The following is a 24,266-nucleotide window of genomic DNA, read 5'->3' as shown; positions in this document are numbered from 1 at the left end:
TACAGTCGTCGCCGGAAAGTGGCCCAAAAATCGTTGTCGAATCTTCCTGCGGCGTTCGGGATAATGGCCGGCGGTGGTCGAGCAGCGTCGACCCGCCGGCAACTCTCGCACTTCGCAAGGAGACCTACGTGACTGAACCAGCCGTTGCGATGACGAACGTGGATTCCGCCTCCGAGCCGAGCCGTGCCGTCCCCCCGGCTGCCGGCGCCCTGTGCCGGCCCTACGACGTCGAGTCGTTGCGGGCGGCCGGGGCCTTGGTCGGCCGCCGGGCGCGAATCGCCCCGGACGTGACCGTCGACTGTCCCGAACGGCTCGAAATCGGCGACGACGTCGAGATCGGCGCGGGGGTCCGCCTGATGACCGCCGGCGGGGTGACCATCGGCGACCGGGCGATCATCAGCCCGGGGGCGCAAGTCCTCTCCTCGACCCCGTCGATTCCGCGCCGCGGACGCCCGGTGTCGGCAGCGCCCCCCTTGAGCGCCCAGATCGACGTCGACGCCGACGCGTGGATCGGCCCCGGAGCGATCCTGCTCCCCGGGGTCCAGGTCGGCGCCGCGGCGATCGTCCTCGCCGGCAGCGTCGTGGCGGGCAGCGTAGCGAACAGCCGCATTGTCCGCGGCAATCCGGCGTCGTACCACATGACTCGCAATCACATCTGACCGATGTCGATCGCTCGAGCGAACGTCGGCCTCCGTCCCCCGCGCGCGGTCGCGACGGAGGCCGACCGAGCCGGGCGCCCTTCCGCAAAGCCCGTCGCCTGATTTTCGCAAGTCCATCCCCCCACGGCATGACCGCACCGAAATCGCAACAACTTGACGTCGGCGGCAATCGCTCGGCCCGCAAGTACACGCGCACCGAGCAACTGCGCCGGGTGCTGTGGATGGCCTGCTGGCCGCTGTTTCGGTTCAGCCCGCGGCCTTGTTTCGGCTGGCGGCGGTGGTTGTTGCGGAGACTGGGCGCCCGGGTCGGTCGCAACGTGCACATTTATCCGTCGGCGCGAGTTTACTACCCGTGGCAGTTGGCGATTGACGACGACGCGGCGATCGGCGAGGACGCGCTCGTTTACAACCTGGGCTTCGTGACCATCGGGGCCCGAGCCACCGTGTCGCACCGCGCCCACCTGTGCGCCGGGACGCACGATTACGAAGACCCGCTGCTGCCGCTGCGGAAGCCCCCGATCGTCGTGGGGTCCGACGCCTGGATCTGCGCCGACGCCTTCGTCGGGCCCAACGTCTCGGTCGGCGCCGGCGCGGTCGTCGGCGCCCGCGCCGTGGCGCTGAAGGACGTCCCCGCCTGGACCGTGGTCGGCGGCAACCCGGCCCGACCGATCAAACCCCGCCTGATGCGCCCCGCTCAACCCGAGGACGCCCCGTCGCCATGAAACAAACCAGCGCCATCGGCGGCTATCGCTATGCGGACGCCAATAGCAACCATTCCCACGGATACCTGCTGCCGGCGCTGACAAGCGAACTGTCGGCCCGCTTCGGCGCCGCGCCGGGGCGGGTCTTCGACCTGGGCTGCGGCAACGGCTCGGTGGCCGCCTACTTGACCTCGCTGGGATACGACGTGACCGGGGTCGATCCGTCGGCCGAGGGAATCCGGCAAGCCGCGGCCAGCTACCCCGAACTGCGACTTGAGGAAGGCTCGGCCTACGACGACCTGGCCGCGCGGTACGGAACGTTTCCGGCGGCGATCAGCCTGGAGGTCGTCGAGCACGTCTACGCTCCGCGCGACTACGCGGCGACGCTGTTCTCCCTCGTCGAGCCGGGGGGAATCGCGATCGTCTCGACGCCGTATCACGGTTACTTGAAGAACTTGGCCCTCGCGGCGACCGGCGCCATGGACCGTCACTTCACCGCGTTGTGGGATCACGGGCACATCAAGTTCTGGTCGATCGCGACGCTGACGCAATTGCTGCAGGAAGCCGGGTTCGCCCGCGTACGATTCCTCCGCGTCGGCCGCTTCGCCCCGTTGGCCAAGTCGATGATTGCCGTAGCGGAGAGAGCAGGGTCATAATGGCGTTTGGGCCCCGCGATCTGCATCCGGACAACTTAGCATTTCTGCATATGTTGCACCTGCAATACTGGCATCGTGACAACTGCTCCCAGCGAACAACGGCGATAGCAGTCAGAATGCGGTTCGACTCGGAGTGTCACCTGGCCCGGTTTCGTCGTGCTCTTTTCGTTCTCATCGCGTTCCTCGTGCAGCTCAACTCTCTGCACGCCGCAACGTTTTACGTCTCACCCTTTGGCAGCGACGCCAACGATGGCTTGGCACGCATTTCGGCTTTGCGGACTCTGGCGGCCGCCGAAGCGCTGGCATCGCCGGGCGACACAATTGCTTTGCGCCGCGGGGGAATCTGGCGTGAGTCGATCGGCTCTGCAGTCGTGGGGCTGAATTTCACTGCGTACGGCGAAGGTCCCCGCCCGGCAATTGATGCAACTGAGCGAGTCGAATCGTGGCAAGGCCTGGGAGGAGGCGTGTTTGCCGCCTCCGTCCCAATTCAGACGACCTCCCAATCCTACGGCGTTATGGCTTTCGACGACGGCGTGCTCCTGCGCAGGGTTCAGACAGCAGAGGAATGCGAGGCCACGCCGGGGACTTACTTCGCACCGCCTAACGCTCTTGCGAGCCCAGTCGACGTTGTGGTCCATCTGAACGACGGCGGCGATCCAAACGAAAATTCGCGGAGTCTGCGCATCTCCGTGCGACAGGCAGCGGTAAGAAACGCCGCGTCCATTGACGGAATCTACGTTCGCGGAGCTATGCTCAACAACGGCGGCCTGGAAGCCTGGAACGGAACCGACGGAGGGACGATCACCGACAGCGAAGCCTACGGCGGCGGCAAGCATCATGGTTTCGCCCAGCACTTTTCCGGAGTCGTCGTCGGCGACGCACTGAGCGTTTACTCGGCAGGCTTCTCCGGCGGTTTGGTCAACTTCCGCAATGAGGCGGCCGGCTATCACGGCACGTTTGCCGACTGCACGTTCGTGCAACAAAACGGCGACGCACTCGGCCCCAATTTCTCGGCATTTGCGGTGCATGATGCCAGCGGGCCTTCGTTTGAGACCATTGCGTTTCAACGCACACGAACCTCCGGCCAGTTCAGCGTCGGATACGGGGGCGGCATTGTCACGACCGTTGAAGGCGGGACCCATCGCAAGGCTCACACCGTATTCAGCGTGGGAAGCGATACGACGACCTTCTCGGCGCGAGATCTTCAAGTCGAGTTCGCAGCAAGCGGAGGCGCGTCGCGTCTGCAGGCGACTGGAAGCTCTACTGTCGACAACTGCTTCTTCGCCGTCGACGCAACAGTCAACAACAACGTGGAACTGCTGAGATACTCCGGTTCCCTGGAGTTGAGCAACTGCACATTTGCGGTGATCGACAGCAGCGGCGGCTTTGGTCGCCCGGTCATGCTTAACAATCCGGCCGGCGGCGTTCTTTCGGTCCACCGTTCCGTCTTCGTCGGGCGATCTCCGAACACGTATCAGATCGACGCTCTGGGAGGATCGTACTCGGGCGATTTCAACATCTTCTGCGCTCGAGCCTCGACTGGCACGGGCGCCGACCTCCGCTGCCGCTTTGGAGCGACGATATACAACACGCTGGCCGCTTGGCAATCGGCGACTGGCGAAGACGCTAATAGCGTCTACCTCACTCCGGCTCAGCTTTCGCAGTTTTGGCTCGGCGATCCGCTGGCCGGCGACTTTCGCATCAATCCGCTTGCCCAGGTCACAGGAAGCGACGGAACTGTTTACTATGGCACCTTTGCCGACGGCGTCACCCCGTTGACTTCCGCCGGCGCACAGATCACGGCTGGTCTCGCGGCGAGTTGGGCTGATATCACAATGCCGCGGATCTTGACCGCCGAGGGATCTTGGGACGGGGGCGACTTGGCTGACTTCAACGACGACGGGGTGGTCGACGCCGTCGATCTGGCGACGTGGCAAAATCGCTTCGGCACAGGAATGCCTGCCGCCCTTGCGGATGGCGATGCGAATTTTGATCAAGTCGTCTCCGGCAGCGATTTCCTCGTATGGCAACGCCAGTATGGGCCAGAGGCGTTCGACGCACTTCCGGGCGCCGCAGGCGTCCCTGAACCACGGACGCACATCTTGCTGACGCTCGCCAGCGGCTGCGCGACGAAATTGGTCCGCCGTCGGAGATTCTTCAGGACTCAGTGCATTGCTGCCAAGTTCCGCACTTGTGCGCTTCACCACTGATCTCCGCTGCCAGATAGGTTGCTATTCCCATTTGATCGTTGCATCCTTGAACGAACATTCTGCCAAACCAGCCTCGTGCGAACCGCTGCCGCTGAGCGTCGTCATCCTCTGCAAGAACGAGGCCGGCAACTTGCCGGGGTGTCTTGATTCGTTGGCGGGAGTCGTGGAAGACGTGCATGTCGTCGATTCGGGCTCGACCGACGACACCGTCGCCATCGCTCGCAGCTGCGGGGCGATCGTCAGTCACAATGAATTTCGCTCGTTCGGGCAGCAGCGAAATTGGACGATCGACTCCCTCGACTTGCGGCACGACTGGGTGTTTCACCTCGACGCCGACGAACGATTCACGCCCGAGTTGGTCGAGGAGATTCGCTCGCTGGCGACTCCGCAGAACGAGAAGGCCGGGTACTACGTCCCCAGCAAACTAATGTGGGGGAACCGCTGGCTGCGCTACTCCGGCGAGTATCCGGCTTACCAAGTGCGACTGTTTCACAAGCGCCGACTTCGATTTTGCGATTCCGGCCACGGCCAGCGCGAATCGACCGCCGGCGAACTTGGCCGATTGCGCTCGCCGTACTTGCACGATCCGTTTTCCAAGGGGCTGGAAGATTGGTTCGTCAAACACGCGCGCTACGCACGGCAGGAGGCCGAGGAGTTTCTCGCCGGCGACGGCTCGACGGGCGGCGATCTGCGGGCGATCGCGCTGGGGAGCGGGATTGAACGGCGACGAGCGATCAAGCGCCTAAGTTACCGCATGCCGGCTCGCGGCTGGCTGCGGATGATGCATCTCCTGTTGGTTAAACGGGCGATCTTCGACGGACGGGGAGGCGTCCTCTACGCGCGGATGAAGGCCGCCTATGAAACGACCGTCGGGGTGTTCCTCGCGGCGGGCCGACTCGGCGCCCCGGTCGCCCCTCCGGCGGTAGGCCGACCGGAAGTCGGACCACCCGCCGCCGAGGTCGCCCAGGGCGCACAACCCGCAGATTCCGACGTCCCGACTTAGGCCGCGAAGAGTCCGTCGCGGGGGATCGTTTTTCCTGCGGCAGTGTATGATGAAGTCTTCCAATTGCGCCGACGGGCGCTGCTCCCAAGCCACTTTCGTCGGCTGGCCTCTCCTCGCTGCTGAATATCTGGTTGCATGACGACCCTTTCGTGGAACGCCGACCCCGCCGAAGGACGCATCGTCCCACGGACCGTGTTGATCGCGGCGGCCGTCGCTGTGGCCGCGGCGTACGCCCCGATGCTTGCGGCGTTTTTTCAGCAACTGTGGTCGTCGCCGCAGTCTCAGTATTTTCCGTTCGTGTTCGCGGCCTTCGGCGGACTGTTGTACGTCCGCTGGCAGGAGGCCGATCCTGCGCCGGCGCCCGGGGCCGATCGGCCCGTGCGGGCCAGCCGCGCCCTGACGGCGCTCGCCTGGGCGTCGCTGGCGGGAGCGGGTTTGTTGTACAACCCCTGGGCGTCGATGGCGTCGCTGATCGTGCTGGCCGCCGCGGGGTTGGCGCTTGTGGGCCGCTATCGCCGCGTGACGTACCTGTGGGGAATTTGGCTGCTGCTGTGGCTCGTGCTGCCCCTGCCGTTGGGGCTCGAACAGCAACTGGTCGCCAAGCTGCAATTGGCCAGCAGCCGGTTGAGCAGCTTTATCCTCGATCTGGTCGGCGTGGCCCACCTGATGGACGGCAACACCTTGCTGCTGGCCGGGCGCGAGTTGTTCGTCGACGAGGCGTGCAGCGGCATCGTCTCGGTGAAGTCGCTGATCGCCTGCGCCGTCATCTACGGCGTGTGGCGCAACCGTCCCCCGTTGCACCTGGCCGCCCTGGCCGCGGCCGGCGTCCTGTGGGCGATGCTGATGAACTCGATCCGCATTTCGCTGATCGCCGGGGCGCTGCACTACTTCGACGTCGATTGGACGAAGGGAGCGCCTCACGAAATCCTCAGCTTGGGGGTATTCGTCGTCGCGTTCGGCGCGTTGATCTCGACCGAGTTTCTGCTCGCAGCGGGGCTCGCCCCCGTGTTGTCGGCGTGGAACCAGCAGACCGGCGTGCCGCTGCGATTCGGCCGCTGGCCGGCCGCGGTCTGGGACGCGATCGTGCGCTGGGGCGATCCGCTGCGCACGAACCGCAAGCCGCCTGCCGACGACGTCGCGCCGGTCGCCGCCGCGGCCTCCGCGGTCCCAGCGGGCGTTTTGCGGCTGCTGCGCACCGCCACCATCGCGTTCGGCGCCTTGGCGGTCGCCCAGTTCGGGTTCCTCGCCTGGGCGTGGTTCAATCCGACGACCGCCCACGCGCACGTCGCCTCGGCGACGACGCTCGCCGAATCGTCGCTCCCCGAGCAACTCGCCGGGACCGCGCGGGTCGGGTTCGAGGAGACCAAGCGCGAACGGGGCGACGTGATCTTCGGCGAGTTCTCGCGGACCTATCAGTACCAAGGCCCCTCGGGCGAGCGGTACGTCGTATCGTGCGATTTTCCGTTTAGCCAGGGGTGGCACGAACTGACCATCTGCTACTCGGGCGCCGGGTGGGAGGTCGCTCGCCGCGACTGGTCGACCGAGGAGATCGGCGATCAGACGTGGACCGCCGTCGAGGTCGATCTCGCCAAGCCGGACGGCGCCCGGGCGTTCGTCAGTTGGTCGATGTTCGACGAGTTCGGCGAACCGGTCTCGCCCCCGATGGGCGCGATCCGCGATCAATTGTGGCGCTTGCTCGTGCGGCGCCACCCGCTGGCCCCGTCGCGGCAGATGTTCCAAGTGCAGGTGCTCGTCGCCGCCCCCGGCGAACTGGCCGACGAGACGAAGCAGATCGCGCGGAGGCTGCTGCATGAAGCCCGCACGCATCTGCTGCGCCAGGTGATCCAGGGGAGCCCCGCGACCGCCGAGTCGGCGTCGGACTCGCCTGCCGAGCCGACCCAGGCGACCGCGGCGCCGCAGTCATGATCGACGCCGAGCGGGCAGCCGAGCGCGGCCGCGAGGCCGCCCCCCCCGCGCCGTCCGAGCCGCCGCGCCTGACCCTCCTCTACCACTTCTTCCGCCCCGACGACGTCGTCAGCGCACGGCTGTTCGACGAACTGGCGACGGGGCTCGCCGAGCGCGGGTGGCGGGTCACGGTTCGGCCCGCCAACCGCAGTTGCTTCGGCCGCGGTCGGCGGTTTTCGCGCCGCGAAGTTCGCGCCGGCGTCGAGATCCGCCGCGTTTGGCGGCCCGATTTCGACCAGTCGTCCAACCGCGGCCGGCTGCTGAACTCGGCCTGGATGCACGCCGCCTGGGCGTGGTCGGCCCTCGCGTCGCGGCGCCGGCCGAACGAGGTGATGCTGGTGGGCACCGACCCAATCCTGGGGGTGCTCGCCGCGATTCCCTGGAAGCTGCTGCGTCGCCGCACGAAGACGGCCCACTGGTGTTTTGACCTCTACCCCGACGCGGCGGTCGCCGACGGCATGCTCGCCCCCGACGGCTGGCTGCCGCGGCTCCTCGCTCGGCTGACCGCGGCGGCCTATCGGCGGTGCGACTTGGTGGCCGACCTGGGGGCCTGCATGGGCCGGCGGCTGCAGGCGATCGAGCCGAGCTGTCGCCCCGCGACGATCACCCCCTGGTCGCTCGTCGAGCCCGCGACCCCGCCGGCGCCCGACCCCGCGGTCCGGCGCGAGTTGTTCGGCGACGCCACCCTGGGGCTCCTCTACTCGGGCAGCTTCGGCCGGGCCCACTCGTACGAAGAGTTCCTGGCGCTGGCCCGCGCCCTGCGCGGCAGCGGGGTCGCGTTCTGCTTCGCGGGCCGGGGGAACCGGGCCGACGAACTGCGAGCGGCGGTCGGGCCCGACGACGCGAACGTCCGCTTCGCGGGCTTCGCCCCCGAGGACCAACTCGAACAACGGCTCACGGCCTGCGACCTCCACCTCGTGAGCCTCCGCCCCGAGTGGACCGGCACGGTCGTCCCCTCGAAATTCTTCGGCGCCCTGGCCGCGGGGCGGGGGGTCGTTTACGCCGGGGCGCCCGAGTCGGCGATCGCCGGCTGGGTCCGCGCGCACGACGCCGGCTGGGTGCTGACCCCCGCGACGGTCCCCGAGGTCGCCGCTCAACTCCGCGCGCTCGCGGACAACCCCGTCGAACTGGCCGCCCTCCGCCGCCGCTGCCACGCCGCCTATCACGCGCACTTCAGCCGGCAACGGATGGTCGAGCAGTGGGACGCGGCGCTGCGCGCGCTGCTGGCCGAGCGCCGCTAGCTGGGCGTCGGGTCGCTCGGGGCGGGACAGGCTGCCTGTCGTCTTCCCCGAGCACGCGCCCCAGGCGTAGGTCGTGAACCCACTTGCCCAATTGATGGGCGCAAATGGTCTCACCCCGAAGATCGGGCGCAGCGCCCATGGGCAGCCCAGGTTGTCCCCAACCTCGCACGGCGCAGCCGCAAGAAGCATCCCACTGCCACGCGCCACGTTGCCAATTGCAACATCAGCCCCCGGCTCTGCCGGGGGGTCGATTATCGTTGGAGCAAGCGTTGCGCCTTTGGTGCGCAACCCCCGGCCGGAGGCCGGGGCTGCAGGGATCTGAGCGGCGCTCCAGGCGTGGGCCGCGTTTGGGGTGAAAGCTTCTTGCTCACGCACTCCCTTGAGGACAACTGGCGCTACTCGCTTTTCTTTTCGGCCCGCTCCGCATGACGTCGCCGCGGGCGAAGTCGGCGAGCGCGGGCGCTGCGTTGCTCGACGACCGGACGCAGGGGGTGAGCGATTGTGTGGACCAGATGAAGCGTCCGTGAAGACGAACGATGAAGTTTTCGTGATTCGATGAAGTTTCGATGAATCGGTCGCTCGCTGCGGGGCCAAGGAATTGGCGCACTCCGCAACCTGGATGATCGTGTCGGCCAGCAGGCTCTTGTGCGAGCGCCGCTGACGCGCACGCGCCAAGGACTTGCCGGAGCAGTCTGCTCAACGCCATCCGACGATGATCGATTTTCTAGGAGCGACCCGCAATGAAGAGCGCAATGAAGAACACTGTCCCGATCCTGGCCGCCGTCCTGCTGCTGACCGCAAGGGCGCAGGCCGACCTAATCACACAGTGGACGTTCGAGGGGGACGTGACCACCCCGTCCACAGGCGCCGGAACCGCCTCCCTCGTCGGCGTCACCGCCACCTTCGCGGCGGGGAACCCGGGACGCGGCTGGAACACCACAAGCTACGCCGCTCAAGGCGCCGGCAGCGGGACCCGCGGCGTGCAGTTCATGGTCAGCACCGCGGGGTATGAAAACATCACCCTCTCGTTCGATCATCGGGCGAGCGGCACCGCGTCGCGCTGGGCCGAAGTTCAATACACGACCAACGGCGGCAGTTCTTGGACGCCGTTCGCCGACAACGGCGGCGGGCTCTCTCCGCACGACGCGTTCTACACCTTCGACTTCGATCTCTCCTCGGTCGGCGGGGCGAACGACAACCCCCTGTTCGGCTTGCGGATCGTTTCGATCTTCTCGCCGGTGGCGTTTGACCAAAATGCCTCCCTGCCCGACTACGCCGCCAATACGGCGTACATGCGAGCCAACGCCGCTGCAAGCTATACGCCCGGCGGCGGAACGACCACGGGCGACTACGGCTCGGGCGGCACGTGGCGGTTCGACAACGTGACGATCAACGGCACGGCGATCGCCGCGGTGCCCGAGGCGTCCAGCTTCCTGTTCGCCGGGCTCGTCGGCTGCGTCACGGCCGGGGCGTACTGGACTCGGCGGCGCGGCGGATAAGGACCCCCGGCAACCGTTCGCACCCCTGTTTGATCGATCTCCGTACAGCCGTGGTCACGAGGGTGACCACGGCTGTGCCTTTGTGCCGGGGGGCTGACTTGTGGCGAGGCGGCTTGGGACCTCAACGACCTGCACCGCTCGGGGCGACCTAGCCGTAAGAGCGGACACCCCCCGGAGCCCGGTAAGGGTCGAGCGGGCGAGCCGTGCCAAGGAGCGCCCCAAGGTTGCGCCTCGTTTACGCGGCCGGCGCCGAATTATCCGGCACGGCCCGCCGTCCCCTCCCCCGCACGGGCGGCGGGGGGCGATCCATGTGTCGCACTAACGTGTTGTCGGAAAGGGTGTTACGCGGTCCGTTGGATCGAACCGGGACAAGAGCCCGTTTCGGCGCAGAAGATGCACCTTGCTATAGAGCCGGGGTCTGGACTTAAGTCGAGGCGAATGACGAGGCGGCGACTTCCTGTTCCGCTCACTTGCCTCGGAATACGGGCCCGTTGGCTGCGGGAAAATGGTTGACGCCGATTCGGACGCCTGCAAGAATCGTAACGAGAAGTAGACGGCGGATGCAAAAGTGGATCAGGCGGTTTGAGGCCGATGCGGCCGGGCCTCCTGATGGAAATCAATTGAGCTGCATTGAGAGGGGACTTCCTGTGAAGCTGCTGCGTACCTGCCTTGCCATTCTGGCCCTCTGCGTCCTCGCGACGCCCCGCGCTGACGCGACGTTGTCGTACGATACGACTTTGTCGACGTACACTCAGAACTTCAACACGTTGGCGTCAACGGGGACAACGGTAGCCTGGACCAACGATACCACGCTCGACGGATGGTATTTGTTTAACTCCAGCAATGCTGCGATCACACAGTACACTGTTGGAACTGGAAGCAGCAACGCTGGCGCGTTCTACAGTTTTGGCTCGGCCAGTGCTCAGGATCGTGCTCTTGGCGGCGTCGGCTCAGGTTCGCTTTCCGGCTATATCGCTATTGGATTAACGAACGATACCTCGGCAACTTTGTTTTCGTTTACTGTTGGTTTCGACGGCGAACAGTGGCGAAACGGCGGGAATACCACCGCTCAACCGATGGTCCTGCAATACGGGTTCGGGAGCACGTTTGCTGGCGTGACCACTTGGACTGCTCCTGGCGGGACCTTCGATTGGACCTCTCCGGTGGCGACTTCAACCGCAGCAGCCGTAGACGGCAACGTCGCCGGACTTGTCGCCAATCGCGGCGGGACAATCAACGACATTAAATGGAAGGTGGGCGAGACCCTCTGGATCCGCTGGATTGAATTGAACGACGCCGGCAACGACCACGGTCTTGCCATCGACAATTTCAGCTTCTCGGCCGTCCCCGAGACGTCGTCGTTCGTGCTCTTGGGCATGATCGCCTCCGGCGGGTTTGCGACTTACCTCCGTCGTCGCCGCGCCTAACCGGCGGGCGATCCCCTGCAGCCCCGGACGTCGGGCGCGGCAGACAATCGAACGAGCATCTCCCAGCGAGCCGAGGCCCACGCCTCGGCTCGCTTTTTTGTTTGGCTCACACGAGCCGGCCCCTCGCCGGCCCGTTCCCCAAGCCGCGGCGCCTTCGGAAGCGAGAGCCTCGACCCGCCGAGAGGCCCGTGACGAGCCCCCGCGGCATCGGATTTGCCGCTTGAACTCCCGAGCACTCCGCACAAGACCCCGGCATGATCAGGCCCCCGAGCTCAAGGCCTGCGGCGCCGAGCGGTTCGCTCGGCGGCCGTGCCGGGGCGACACAGGCAGGTGTGCGATGGCACGCTTGGCTTCTCGATGCGCACGCCTTGGCGCCCCCTCTTGCAGGGGCGGCGAGGAGCGCCCGCTGCGGGTCTCTCCCGCAGGCGAAGGCCTCCCCGCGCGGGGGTTGCGCCGCCGTCGACCGGTCGTCATCCGGCGGGTGCTGAGGGAATCTCTTCGTCGTTGCCGCCCAACCGTCAGGGGGTGGTCGTCATGCGGCAGTCAGGAAACCAATTCGTCGACAACCATGCGCCAGCGACCGTCGCCGCGGCGGTCGTCCTGGGAACGATCGGGCTGGCCCGCGCGGCTGCGGTCGAGCCCTACTCCTTCGGTCAGCTCGTCGTGCAGGCGACGAGTCCGGCGCTGACCGACGCGCAGGAAGCCGCGTTTCCGTTCGGCTCGAGCCCGCTCGACCGCACGCTCGGCGCCGCCGTGACGGGAAGTCAAGCCTCCGCCGGGCTGGTCCTCGACGCCGCGACCTTCCGCGTGGACGGGTCGGGCGTCGGAACCAACAATCGCAACCCCGGGCATTTCGGCGGGTACGCGAACGTCAGCGCCGTTCGCTTCCGACACTACTATGCGTACTCTCCGACGCTTCCTTGGGGCGCCGAGGTGACGCTCGAGGCCCGGTTCAGCGTCAGCGGTGCGCTCGGGTTCCGCTACGTCGACGTTCCGGGGGGCGCCGGGGTCGACCTCGATCTCGGCCCCGCGCTCGGCTACGGCGAAGCGGAGCCGTCGCTCTTTCCGGTCTTTCCCTACGAACTCCACGCCCGTCCGCTCGACAGCCACACGACGACCCCCGGCGACCTGACCGCGTCGTTCACCCGGTCGGGCGACCTGCCGGCGTTGAGTCTCGCGGGCGCCAGCGCGTCGCAGCCGGTGACGACCTCGCCGGCGTCGCTGCCGATGAGCGGGACGTTCGCGTTTCAGTTTCCGGCCCGGATCGGCGAACGGTTTTCGCTGGGACAGGTCGTCGCCGCGGGCGTCGCGGCCGGGACGAACGCCGAGAACGTCGATCCGGACGATCCGCGCGCCGGCGCTCAAGCGACCTGGAGCGCGAACCTGACCGTCCCCGCGTTCGCACTGCCGGGCGGCGTCGAGTTGCGCGAGGCGCCGCGGCACGAAGTCGCCACGTTGCAGTGCGACCCCGCGGGCGTGTGGATCGAGCCGATCGGACGGCCCCGCTTCCCGGCTCAGGACGGCTACGCGCTCGTCGAAGGGGACGTCGTGCTCAACACGTCCGCCCATGAAGTCACAGTCCTGTTCGAGGACGGGGCGAAAGCGGCGCTCTTACCGAACGGCACGTTGGAAGTGGGGACTCTGCGGAGTCCGACCGTCGTCGAAACGATCGTCAAGCTGCTCGCGGGGAAGCTGTCGTTCGAAACCTTGTTCGGCGCCGGGCCGCGTCCCCGGGTCGTAACCTCGACGGCCGCCGTCGCCGTCCGCGGCACCCGTTACGAATTGGAGTACGGGGAAGCGGATCGCCTCGGGACCTTGGACCTGAGCGTCTCCGCGGGGACCGTCGACGTGACGGACGTGCTGGGCCGGTCGTATGCGGTGACCGGCGGCGAAAGCCTTCGCCTCGACCTGCCGCTGCCGCCCCCCGGGCCTTCGACCGGCGATTTCGATCGCGACGCCGACGTCGACGGCGACGATTTCCTGAGGTGGCAGCGGGGAGCCGGGACGAACGCCGGGGCCTTCCGATTCGACGGCGACGGCGACGGGAACGGGACGGTCGATCGCGACGATCTGGCGATCTGGACGACGCAGTTCGGCACGGCCGGCGCGGCGGCCGCCGGGAGCGCGCCGGAGCCGCCGACGCGACTGCTGCTGGCCGCGGCGATCGCGGGACTGCTCGCAGGGCGCCTGCCGGCCCGGCGGGCTGACTCCCGCTGAACGACGTTCCGGAACGGCTCGGCCGCGCGCTCGGCACGCTAGCGTCGGCCCGCGGACAGCACTGCGCGCACGCGCTCTCAAAGCGCGCGGATTCGTCTTGAAGAATTTCGCCGCGATGGATTAGAACGAGACGCGGCTGGTTGTCAGCCCGCGCGGAAGGGACCTCCGCAGTTCGCTCGACAGGGACGTTGGGCCGTCTGACGCGGCCGCGCCGCCCCGGGGAGTTGCCCCCGGGGGCGGCGCCGCGCCGTTGCGGGCGATCAGGCACACGACAACGCCACGGGGTCGATCGTCGGCCGGAGGCCGAGCGCGATCGCTTCGCAGGCATGGAGGCCCGGCTATGCTTGTTCTCTCTCGAGGACGAAACGACAAGGTCGTCTTCCCCACGCTCGGCATTTCCGTAGAGATCTTGCGCGTCGAGGGGAAGCACGTTCGACTTGGAATCGACGCCCCCAAATCGATCCCCGTCCTCCGCGCGGAACTCGCCGAGGACCGCCGCGAATCGCCGACCGACCGCGCAGCGCCGAGCGGCGGGCTCGACCACGCGACGCGGAACCGGCTCCAACGGGCGACGCTCGGCCTCCGCGTGTTGCAGCGCAAACTCGACGCGGGGCGAACCGACGACGCCGAGCCGACCGTCTTGGAGATCTTGCGGGAGCTCAAAGCGATCGAGGCGGAGCTCGACGGCGACGACGCGTCGCGCGACGCCGCGGCGCCCCTCCCCCGCACCCCCCGCGCGCTGGTCGTCGAGGACGATCCCCACGAACGGGAACTCCTCGCCGGCTATCTCCGGCTGAGCGGATTCGCGGTCGACGACGCGCAGGACGGCCTCCAGGCGATGGTTCATCTCGCCAAGCCCGGACCGCCCGACGTCGTGCTCCTCGACATGAAGATGCCGCGCTTCGACGGTCCCAAGACGGTCGCCGCGATCCGCCGCCATCCCGAGCATCGCGACCTGAAGATCTTCGCGGTCACCGGCACGGTTCCGGCGGAGGCCGACGTCCCGGTCGGTCCGCACGGCGTGAACCGCTGGTTCACGAAACCGGTCGACCCGGAGGAATTGGTGCGCGCCATGGAGCGCGACCTGGCCGCGGAACTCGTTCCGGCGTGAGCCGCGCCGCTTCCCATGAGGAAGCGGTCCGCAGCGCCGACCAGGGCCGAGCCGGGTTGTCCGGAATCGAACGACGACTCGCCAGGATCGCCGCCGGTTGGCCGCGCGGCCGGGAGCGGAGACGCGCCGTCCCCGCTCCCGACACGCCGGCTCAGCTCCCCGCCGGGGGCGGGCGGAGGATTCGCACCAGCTCGTCGGGATCGACCGGCTTGACGAGATGCTCGTCGAAGCCGGCGGCGAAGACCGCTTCCCGATCGACGGCGCGGCCGTAGCCGGTGAGGGCGACGAGCCGGACCGGCCGCGGCAGCTCGGCCGCGCGGATCCGTCGCGCGACTTCCAAGCCGTCGATCCCCGGCAACCCGAGATCGACGAGGGCGACGTCCGGCGCCCGCTCGAGGACGGTCCGCACCCCTTGCCGGCCGTCGGCGGCCGTCGCGACGTCGTACCCGTCCATCGTCAGCAGCGCTGCGAGCATCTCCCGGCTGTCGGCGTTGTCCTCGACGACGACGACGCGCATCCCCGCCGGGGACGGCGCGACGGCGGCGGCCGGGGTCGCGGCGGGGCGCTCGGCGGTCGTCGGAAGCCGGACTTCGAATTCGCTCCCCGTGCCGGGGCCGTCGCTCCGAACCGCGACCCGCCCGCCGTGCAAACTGACGATCGACTGCACCAACGTGAGGCCGATCCCCATCCCCGCTTCGTCCTCCTCGAGCGCCTGCGGCGACTGGACGAAGAGCTCGAAGATCCGGGACTGCATCTCGGGCGGGACCCCGACGCCGTTGTCGCGGACCGTGACGACCGCCTCCCCCGCCTCCTCGCGGACGACCAGCCGAATCGTCCCGCCCCGCGGGGTGTACTTCGCCGCGTTCTCCAGGAGATTCTCCTGAACTTGCAACAGTCGCGCCGGATCTCCCTCGACGTAGAGCGGTCGCTCGGGGAACTCCGTCTCGAGCGCGTGCCCGCGGCGGTCGACGAGCGGTTGTAAGACCTGGACGGCCTCCTGGGCGCTGGCGACGAGATCGACGATCTGGGGAGCGACGCGGATCTTCCCCTGCGTGACGCGGGAGACTTCGAGCAGGTCCTCCAAGAGCCGCGCCAACTGCTTCCCCTGACGCTCGATGACTGCGCACGCCCGGCCGAGAGCGGGATCGCGGTTCCCCGCGCGGACGACGAACCGCGTCGCGTTGAGCAGGGCGCCGAGCGGATTGCGGAGCTCGTGGGAGAGCATCGCCAGGAACTGGTCCCGGCGGCGAGCGGCGTCGCGGGCGTCCTGCTCGGCCTGTTTCTGCGCGGAAATGTCCTTGGCGATGCTGGCGATCGCCGCCCGCCGCCCCGACTCGTCGTGCAAGAGCGACAGCGTCAGGAGCACGGGCCTCGGTTCGCCGTGACGCGCGCAGCGGACCGCCTCGACGTTGCGGACCGAGTCGTCGCGCAGGCACTGTTGGCGGAGCGCGTCGCTCCGAGCGTGGAGGGCGGGAGGGATCAGCTTCGTGACGGGCTGCCCGACGAGCTCCGCACGGGACCAGCCGTAGGCCCGCTCCGCCTCGCGATTCAAGTCGAGGATCGTGCCCGTAAGATCCTCGATGAGGATCGGGTCGGCGCCGTCCATGAAGACCTTCGACAGCCGCCGCAGTTCGGCCTCGGTCTTCTTGAGCCGCGTCACGGGGATCAGCGTCACGACGGCCCCTTCGATCGCCTCCTGAGTGCGATAGGGGAGGATCCGCAGCAGATGCCACTCCCCCCGCTTGTCCTGTACGTCCCGTTCGATCGCGGCGCCGTCCGCCAAGACGCGCCGGACGTCGTCGAGCAAGCCGGGGTGGAGGACGTCGTGCGCAAAACTGTCGATCCGCCGGCCGACGTCCTGCGGGAGGAGCCGGAACGACTCGGCGATCCGGGGCGTGAATTTGCGGATCAACAGCTCCCGATCGAGAAAGATCGTGCCGACGTCCGTGCTCCGCAGCAGATTGTCCATGTCGTCGGTGAGTTCGGTCAGCTCGGTGATCTTGCGCTGATGCTCCGCGTTGACGGTGTGCAGTTCCTCGTTGACCGAGTGGAGCTCCTCGTTCGTGCTTTGGAGTTCCTCGTTCGACGCGACGAGCTCCTCGTTGGTCGCCTGCAGCTCTTCGTTCGTCGTTTCCATCTCCTCGACGGCCGCCTGCAGGTTCTCCTGGGCGTACCGGAGTTCGTCGTCGAGTTCCGACAGCCGCTGCTCCGAGGCCGCTGCGACGTCGAGCTCCCCGGCGGGCGCTGCGACCGCGGGGGGCCGCTCGTCCGGTTCAATCGCGACGAGGCAGTACGGTTCGCCCGCTCCGCGGACCGCGAGCGGCCGCACGGAGACGCGGAGCCGCTCCGCCGCGCCGCCGGCCTCCCGCCGCACGCCGCCGAGCGCGGCCGGCGCGTTCTCCTGGACCGCCCGCTGCAAGGCTCTCGAAATCGCCAGCCGCAGATCGCGGTCGACCATGTCGAGCAGATCGGCGGAGAGACGGCCGTCCGGGACCCGCAGCCAGCGTCCCGCCCCCGCGAACGCGTGGAGGACCTCGCGCTGCGCATTGATCAGAAAACTCGGCGGGACGTACGCCTCGAGCAGCTCGTCGTAGACACGGAGGAGGTTGGCGTCGGGGAGCGCCGTCCGCGGACGGCGCAGGACGCTCCCCGCGACCGGGACGGGCGGGACGGGCGGAACGACCGGCGCGAGGGGCGCTCGCATCTCGGCGAACAGCCGCACGTCGCGCCGTTTCCGATAGAGCTTCCAGTGGGGATCGAGCGTCGCGAATTCTTCGGCGATCTCCCCCGGGCTTTCGCTGGGGCCGAGGGCCAGCACCCCGCCGGTCTTGAGCCCGAAGTGAAACAGCGACAGCGCCTTCTTCTGGGCGGGGGCCTGCAGGTAGATCAGCAGATTGCGGCAGCTGATCAGGTCGAGCTTCGTGAAGGGGGCGTCCTTGATCACGTTGTGCGGCGCGAACACGATCAGTTTCCGCAGCTCCGGGACGATCTGCCAGCGGCCGTTCTGGGGCAGGAAGTACCGCTCCCGGCGGGCCGGCGCGACGTCGGCCAACGCCCCCTCGTCGTAGAGGCCGGCGGAGGCGAATTCGAGGCTCGCCCGGTGGACGTCGGTCGCGAAGATCTTGAGGTCCAGGGGCCGCCCCGCCGCCGTCACCGCTTCGTGAAAGAGCATGGCGAGCGAATAGGCTTCCTCGCCGGTCGCGCACCCGGCGACCCAGACGCGCAGCCCCTCGTCGCGCGTCGCCAGAGCGACGAGGTCGGGAACGACGTCCGCGGCGAGCCGGGCGAAGAACTCGGGATCCCGAAAGAATCGCGTCACCCCGATCAGCAGATCCTTGGACAACGCGTGGAGTTCGGCCGGTTGGCTCCGGAGCGCGGCGACGTATTCGTCGAGGTCGGCGGCGTGCGCGATCCGGAGCCGGCGGTCGATCCGCCTCAAGACGGTGGTCGGTTTGTAGTGCGTGAAGTCGATCCCGATCTCGGCGCGAAGCAGGGCGTAGATCGCGTTCATCCCGCTCTCGGAAACGACCTCCCCGGAAAGGCCCCCGAGTCGCGCTCCGAGAATCGGTCGGCGAACGTGATCGAGCAGCGCCTGCGGCATGGCCTCGGGGGGGAGCACCAAGTCGACCGCCCGCGTTTCGATCGCGCTGCGGGGCATCCCGTCGAACCGAGCCGTCTCCTCGGACTGCGCGATGACGAGTCCTCCCGCGTCGTGAACGGCGCGGACGCCCCGCGAGCCGTCGCTGCCCGTTCCGGACAAGACGATTGCCGCCGCGCGTTCTCCCGCCTCCTGCGCCAGCGATCGGAAGAACGTGTCGATCGGCAGGCTCAAGCCGGCCGCCGGATCCTTGTCGGTCAGCAGCAGCCGGCCCCCGGCGATGATCATCTCCTTCTTCGGAGGAATCAGGTAGATCGCGTTCGGCTCGACGACCACGCCGTCCTCGACGCGATGGACGGGGATCTCGGTGCGGCGCGACAGGAGCTCGTCCATCAGGCTCTTGAAGTCCGGCGACAGATGCTGGACGACGACGAAGGCCATCCCCGCATCGGCGGGCATCCGCTCGAAGAACGTCTCGAGCGCTTCCAGCCCCCCGGCGGACGCTCCCAGGCCGACGACGAACAACGGCTCCGCGTCGCGGGCGACGAGCGCCTGCTCGACCGCCCCGACAGGTCGGTCGGTCGACGGCTCGTGACGGGAATCCCGCGCGTTGTTCGTCTCCAGGCCCATGGCCGCCCTTTCGTTGCAAAGCGTCGGTGGTGGGACAATGGTCGGGGGGCGCCCCCCCGACGAAACGACCCCGGCTCTGCCGGTCGTTCCGATCCGATTGCGATCCGCGTCGCCGGCGTCCGGCGCCCTGCGCGATCCCCAAGCCCGCGCAAGTCCGCTCGCGAGGCGCCGAAGGTTCGCCCAGGGACCTGTGCGAATCCCCCTGGCCGCCGACCGTTCGCGACGTCGCCGCACGACGCCCGATCCGATCCTCCGGCGACGGGCCGAGCCGTCGGGTCGGACGGGGGCGAGCGGCACGACGGGAGCGGGGGAGAGCGGCTCGCCGCACGCGGCAGGGCTCGATCGGCAGGCGTTGCGTCTTCGCAGTCAATGCGGCGAGACGACGGGGGCGAGCCCGCGGAGCGGCGAACTTGACCGGACGGGGGCGCGATTCGAGAGCCGTACTCGGACCGCGCCGACGGCAGGCTCGGCAGGCTGGCGCGCGTCCGGGAAGCGGCCCCGGGCGGAACCGCTGCGCGGGCTTGACTCCAGGCCGCGTCCGCTCGCCAGGAACGGTGTCGCGGCCCTGGGGGGCGACTCGCCAAGCGAGGGTCGAGGCGGCGCGCGTCGACCAGCCGCGGACCGTCTCGATCGCGACCGGGCCCTCGTGTTGGGGCCGCAGCGACGGAGAGGCTTCTCGCTCTCGCGATTGGCGGCGCACGAGGCGCAGCAGCGCCCGTTTGCAGACCTCCGTCCGCGCGGGGGCGATCGAGGGCGAGGAAGCGCCGACCGCAGGAACGTCGTCATCGATGCGTTTCCTCCTGGGAGATCTGAAACGCCAACCGTGCACAATCCGTCTCCACGGGACTATACGCCTAGTCGCTGCACGCGGTTCGCAGCGCTCGTGAACGACGCGCCGAAAACCGAGCCTTCTCGGAACCGATTGCTGTGATTGCGGTTGCGGCGACGCCTGAGGTCGCTCCGGACAGGCGGGGCGCGAGAGGGGTCGGGCGGAGGGACGAGTCGTCGGGCGGGGGCGGGGGCGCGCAGGGGGGTGCTGCCGACGGCACGGAGGCGCGGCCTTCGCAACCTGCACCCGCCTCGCGGTTCGAAGGGGGCGCCCCGAACGTGGGCCGCGCTCGGTGCGGTTCGCCCTTTTTGGATTGGCGTCGTGAGAGGTCGTGCCGGGGCTGCGGATCCCGCGTGCGCGTTGCTGCGGATCGCGAAGCGGGAAACGCGGCGCACCAGAGCGTGCGGCAAGACTGGAGCTAGAGACGGAGATTCGTCGACGCACATGGATCGACGAGATCGGCCGCCGCCCAGCATGTCGAGAAGCAGGGGTCGGGGAGCTTGGTCGACTTGGCCCGGGGCGCTTTTCGAACGCGTCGTCCGGCGAGCCGCGGAGAGCGTCCGACTTGGGCCGCTCCCGCAGCGACGAATCGGCGACGGCGAGGAGGGCCTGAGCCTCGACCGTTCGCTCGACTCGGGTCGCTACGACGGCCGGCGCCGCTGCAGCGTTGCGGCGGCGACGCCGAGTCCGGCAAGAGCGCAGGTTGCGGGCTCGGGGACCGGCATGAACGGGTCGTGGACGATGTCCGATTCCTGGACGATCAGCTTGTTGCCGGCAATCAGAGCGCCGTAGATGCCGTGCCCCTCGCTGAACTCGTTGTCGTTGACCAGCACGTTTCGTCCGGCGGCCAGGAGCGTGCCCCGGAAGAGGCTCTCTTGAATCTTGGCGTCGTCTTCGCCGCCTCCGCCAACGACTCCCTTGACGTTGAACAGCACGTCGCTGATGGTGACGTCGCCCAGCAATTCGACGACCGAGCCCTGAATGTCGAACTTGGCGTTGGCCGCGATGTTGAAGACGAAGAAATCGAGCGGACTGGCGCCGGTAAGGCGCAACGTAGCGCCGGAATTCAGGATGAAATCGCCCGCGACGTTGATCACCACCGGTCCGCCGGTTGCGGTGAACGTTTTGGTCGTGCCGTTGAGATTGACCGTGTCGGGAACGTTGCCCGCGCTCTCAAAATCGGCCACTCGTAGCGAGCATTGAGACCGTGTAGATCGTGAAACGCTTACCGCCGGCACGGGCTGAACGACCGCACGATCCAGACGATCCGGCCCTCGTCGCTGTCCGCAAGGCGCGAGCTATCGCACGCCCCCTGCGGGAGGAGCGTCTTCTCGGACAATCCCGTATTTCGCACGCCAGCGAGGATAGTGCTTGTCGAGCAGCGCAGCGGCCCATGTGCCGTGGTACGCGTATCCGTTGCGTCGTTCGTCGCTGAGTTCGCCGAAGTCGTATCGGAACACGGAATCGCGGTCGAGATACAACGGACGGTTCGTTTCCAGTTCGTAGAAGCGGGCCCACAGCGGCGGGGCTTCGGCGGCGGCGACCAGCCTTCGCTCGCGGCGCCCGTCGGCGGCGACGACCTGGTCGACGCGCCAGCCTGTCAGTTGCACGGACCGCAGCCAAGCCACGGCTCCGTCGACGGCGGCCACGACGTCGTCCGAAGGATCATCGATCGACATCAGGAAGCGGACGATGCCCACGGTCTCCGCGCCCGAAAGCGACGGCGGCTCGTACGCCCGAGCCCAAGTCGGCTCGAGCGTCTCCTCGTCATGCTGCGCACACCACGCCGTGAGCCGCCCGTCCTGCTTGATCTGAGTCTTCAAAATACAGTCGACGCCCCGCGCCACCGCACGAGCCGCGTTCTCGCGCCGCACCGCGTCCACGAACTCGTAGGGGGTGTTTCCGTGAGCTACGTCGCGCAGCACCTCCAGCACTCGGATCATGGCGCCGTCGTTGTAGGTGATGTGTGCGTAGTAGCCGTTTCGCAGCGGCCAGAATTGCGGCCATCCCCCGTTGGGGAGCTGAGCGGCGAGCAAGTAATCGACGCCGCGCAAAAACGAATCGCGGTACTTGGCTTCGCCGGTCGCGTGAGTCATCCGCGCCAGAAACTGCATCGGGACCGTCGTCGCATCGTTGTCCAAGCTGTTCGCGCGGCCCCGTCCCGGCGGCGGAACGTCCTCGGGAGAACGCGGCGGCTGGGCGAGGTTCGTGCTCTTGGGCCACCCCCCGTGGGGCGACTGGTACTGAATCACGCTGTCCGCGACGGCACGGGCTTCGTCCGTTCGAAACCAGGCATCCTCCTGCTTCAGCAGGTTCCTGCTGAACCGGACTTCTCCCCAGGCGGCGCGGCCGTCGAGGAGCGCCGTCCCCAGCAAGACGAGCAAGACGGTACGCAAAGTCATAGTGCGCTTCCTAACGTGAGCGTGCGACGTCCACGATCAACCGGCGATAGCGGGTCAAACGCGGAGTTCCGTGATCGGTCACGGCGAGGATGACGTGCATGGCGCCTGCGCCAGGAGGCATCGTCCCCCGCGCGGGAACCGTCAACGACGCGGTCGCTTGGTCGAAGTCCCGGATCGGAACGGGCTGCCCCGTGGTTCCGCTCGAGATCGTCAGCGATCCGGCCTCGCCGTAGCAGAACCAATGGTAAGACAAGGCGTCGCCGTCCGGGTCGCTCGAACCCTCGGCGCTGAGCCGGACGACTTCGCCCGGTTTCGCGGTCAGACGGTCGGCGTGGCCCAGCCGCGGAACGGGGGGATGATTGGCTTCGTCGTAGGACTTGACGGTCCAATCCATCCGCGCGGCGAAGTCATTCTGGAAGGCTTCGCGCCACCGCCAGATCGTCGCGTGGTTGCTCGTATGCCACCGGCCGTCGATTCCCAGAACTTCGTCCTCGGCGTCGGTCCAGAGCGGTCGCTGCTCCGCTTGCAAGTGCCACTTCTGCTTGCGCGGCACGTACAGTTCGTAGCGGCCCCCCCATCCCCCCCAGTCGGGATGCTCGGGATCGCTCAGGCCGTTGTCGACGAGATTCAGGAACGAGGGCGTATCGCCCTCCATGAGGTACTCCCACCGCGGGTACTCTTTGCCGAGCGGCCCTTTGCGTCGCACGTGCACGTCGAGCCATTCGTTCGTTACCAAGGAAAAGTCCGCGCCGCAAAATCGACCGTGAAAATAGTCGCCGCTGATTCCGCTCCACGTGGCGTGGTGGTAGGCGCCTCCCGCATGAACGCCCGGGCTGGCCACGTAAAACAGATCGGGAAACTGCTCGCGCAGCCACGGACCGCTGTCGTCCTGGTCGGAGATCGCGTAGACGCGCAGCTTGGCGACGAACTTGCTCAGCTCGTCCGCCGAGCGCGTCTGCCGTACGCTCCACAGCGCTTGAGCCAAGACGTTCGGCCCGCCCCACACGGTCACCCACAGCGGTCGAGGATCGTCTTTGTCGACCGCCTTGACGAGCAGCTCCGACGCCGGGGAATCGCGGCCTTCGCCGACTCCGGTCAGGCCGGAGACCGGCAACCCGGCGGTGACGCGCTGCCGCAAGACGTCGGCTGTCGGAAACCCTCGCTGGTGCTGTTCGAGATTGTCTCGCACCAATGCGTACGCTTCGACAATTCGGCGAATTCGCTGCGGGGCGACTCGATTCGGCTGATGAACCGAGGTCGTCGCCGCCAGCCCCTCGACGTCAAACTGGTCGGCGTACGCGAGAAAACGAACCATCGACATGGCGTCGTCCGGCTCGTTCTCGATGTCCGAGAGCACGAAGACGCGAGGCTTTTCGGCGGCAGTCGCGCTCGCGCACGCCGACGCGAGCACGCAAATCACGGCGAGATAGTTCACAGGCGCCCTCTTCAAGGCCGACGACGAGGTTGGATCGACGCCCGGCAAGTCCCCGCGGGCCGCCGGCACGGACTCCGCTCGCGCTGCGTTCGGGACGACGCGCGGAACGCGGTTGTGACGTCGGGAGGAGACGATCTCCGCCCAGCTTAGCAGGTCGCGCGACCCTGGTGAAGGAATCGTGCTGCGCACACGATCGACGGCGACGCGGAACGCCGGGAGCGGCCCCTCGACTTGGGGCATTCGCTTGGTGACCGCGGTTGCATCGTCGCCGGCACGGCGGCGGCCGGCTCGATGCTCGCACGCACGAACGGCGTTCGGACCCCGCGACGTCCCGGCCGGCTTGCCCGGCTTCTTCGCCTCAAAGGCCGCCGCGGCGCCCTCGAAGTGCTGCTTCTGCCACTGGTAGAACTGGGTGGGTGTGCTCTGCGCCTCGTCGCACAGGTCCGAAACCGGAACGCCGTCGAGCAAGTGCCGCTTCACCAGCGCCGCCTTCTGCTGGGCCGTAAAATGACGCCGCTCACGCCGCGGCGAGTCCGGAGAATCGATGCTCATGGGGAATTCCTCCTGAAGGCGTTATGCTAACGCCCGGCAAGCAGAATTCCACTTCCGAGTGAGGCAGGACACTATGACTTGCCGGAAAACTCAAATTCAGAAGCTACACTTTGGGGTGCTTACGTCGGTTC

At 67.8% G+C, this 24,266-nt stretch carries 15 protein-coding genes; 11 read left to right on the top strand and 4 right to left on the bottom strand.

Annotated features, from left to right (window positions below; all coding sequences use genetic code 11):
• Positions 1-128 precede the first annotated feature (128 nt).
• The 11 genes from KF688_10840 to KF688_10790 all read left to right on the top strand — a co-directional run bounded on the left by KF688_10840 (position 129) and on the right by KF688_10790 (position 14,689).
• Positions 129-659 carry an acyltransferase gene (locus KF688_10840; protein MBX3426166.1) on the top strand — a complete coding sequence of 177 codons (531 nt, stop codon included), beginning with the start codon at positions 129-131 and terminating at the stop codon, positions 657-659.
• Between the two features lie 221 nt (positions 660-880).
• Positions 881-1,381 carry a putative colanic acid biosynthesis acetyltransferase gene (locus KF688_10835; GenBank protein ID MBX3426165.1) on the top strand — a complete coding sequence of 167 codons (501 nt, stop codon included), beginning with the start codon at positions 881-883 and terminating at the stop codon, positions 1,379-1,381.
• Positions 1,378-2,016 carry a class I SAM-dependent methyltransferase gene (locus KF688_10830; GenBank protein ID MBX3426164.1) on the top strand — a complete coding sequence of 213 codons (639 nt, stop codon included), beginning with the start codon at positions 1,378-1,380 and terminating at the stop codon, positions 2,014-2,016. The genes KF688_10835 and KF688_10830 overlap by 4 nt, the downstream gene beginning before the upstream one ends.
• Positions 2,017-2,765: 749 nt before the next feature.
• Complete coding sequence (locus KF688_10825) at positions 2,766-4,226, top strand: hypothetical protein (GenBank protein MBX3426163.1); 1,461 nt, start codon at positions 2,766-2,768, stop codon at positions 4,224-4,226.
• Between the two features lie 46 nt (positions 4,227-4,272).
• On the top strand, positions 4,273-5,229 hold the full coding sequence (locus tag KF688_10820; GenBank protein MBX3426162.1) for a glycosyltransferase family 2 protein: 957 nt from the start codon (positions 4,273-4,275) through the stop codon (positions 5,227-5,229).
• 135 nt (positions 5,230-5,364) lie between these two features.
• Positions 5,365-7,155, top strand: coding sequence for an exosortase U (gene xrtU, locus KF688_10815; protein MBX3426161.1), 1,791 nt, complete (start codon positions 5,365-5,367; stop codon positions 7,153-7,155).
• Positions 7,152-8,435, top strand: a complete 1,284-nt coding sequence (locus tag KF688_10810; GenBank protein ID MBX3426160.1) for a glycosyltransferase family 4 protein — start codon at positions 7,152-7,154, stop codon at positions 8,433-8,435. Before xrtU ends, KF688_10810 begins: the two co-directional genes overlap by 4 nt.
• A gap of 752 nt (positions 8,436-9,187) precedes the next feature.
• Positions 9,188-9,934 (top strand): hypothetical protein, encoded by a 747-nt coding sequence (locus KF688_10805; GenBank protein ID MBX3426159.1) that lies wholly within the window; start codon positions 9,188-9,190, stop codon positions 9,932-9,934.
• A 647-nt stretch (positions 9,935-10,581) separates the two neighbouring features.
• Positions 10,582-11,361, top strand: a complete 780-nt coding sequence (locus KF688_10800) for a hypothetical protein (protein ID MBX3426158.1) — start codon at positions 10,582-10,584, stop codon at positions 11,359-11,361.
• A gap of 534 nt (positions 11,362-11,895) precedes the next feature.
• The gene (locus KF688_10795) at positions 11,896-13,578 is read left to right on the top strand and encodes a FecR domain-containing protein (protein MBX3426157.1); all 1,683 of its coding nucleotides are present in this window, start codon (positions 11,896-11,898) and stop codon (positions 13,576-13,578) included.
• A 340-nt stretch (positions 13,579-13,918) separates the two neighbouring features.
• The gene (locus KF688_10790; protein ID MBX3426156.1) at positions 13,919-14,689 is read left to right on the top strand and encodes a response regulator; all 771 of its coding nucleotides are present in this window, start codon (positions 13,919-13,921) and stop codon (positions 14,687-14,689) included.
• A gap of 151 nt (positions 14,690-14,840) precedes the next feature.
• Here KF688_10790 and KF688_10785 read toward each other — a convergent pair whose 3' ends face one another.
• The 4 genes from KF688_10785 to KF688_10770 form a co-directional block, all read right to left on the bottom strand.
• Positions 14,841-18,917 (bottom strand): response regulator, encoded by a 4,077-nt coding sequence (locus KF688_10785; GenBank protein ID MBX3426155.1) that lies wholly within the window; start codon positions 18,915-18,917, stop codon positions 14,841-14,843.
• A 1,470-nt stretch (positions 18,918-20,387) separates the two neighbouring features.
• Positions 20,388-20,933 carry a PEP-CTERM sorting domain-containing protein gene (locus KF688_10780; GenBank protein MBX3426154.1) on the bottom strand — a complete coding sequence of 182 codons (546 nt, stop codon included), beginning with the start codon at positions 20,931-20,933 and terminating at the stop codon, positions 20,388-20,390.
• Positions 20,934-21,044: 111 nt separating this feature from the next.
• Positions 21,045-22,148, bottom strand: a complete 1,104-nt coding sequence (gene pelA / locus KF688_10775) for a pectate lyase (protein MBX3426153.1) — start codon at positions 22,146-22,148, stop codon at positions 21,045-21,047.
• A 10-nt stretch (positions 22,149-22,158) separates the two neighbouring features.
• A complete protein-coding gene (locus KF688_10770; GenBank protein MBX3426152.1) occupies positions 22,159-24,135 on the bottom strand; it encodes a DUF1593 domain-containing protein in 1,977 nt (658 codons plus the stop codon).
• Between the last annotated feature and the right edge of the window lie 131 nt (positions 24,136-24,266).

The sequence above is a fragment of the Pirellulales bacterium genome (assembly GCA_019636345.1).
Taxonomy (GTDB): domain Bacteria; phylum Planctomycetota; class Planctomycetia; order Pirellulales; family Lacipirellulaceae.
This window is presented reverse-complemented; position numbering and strand designations above follow the sequence as displayed.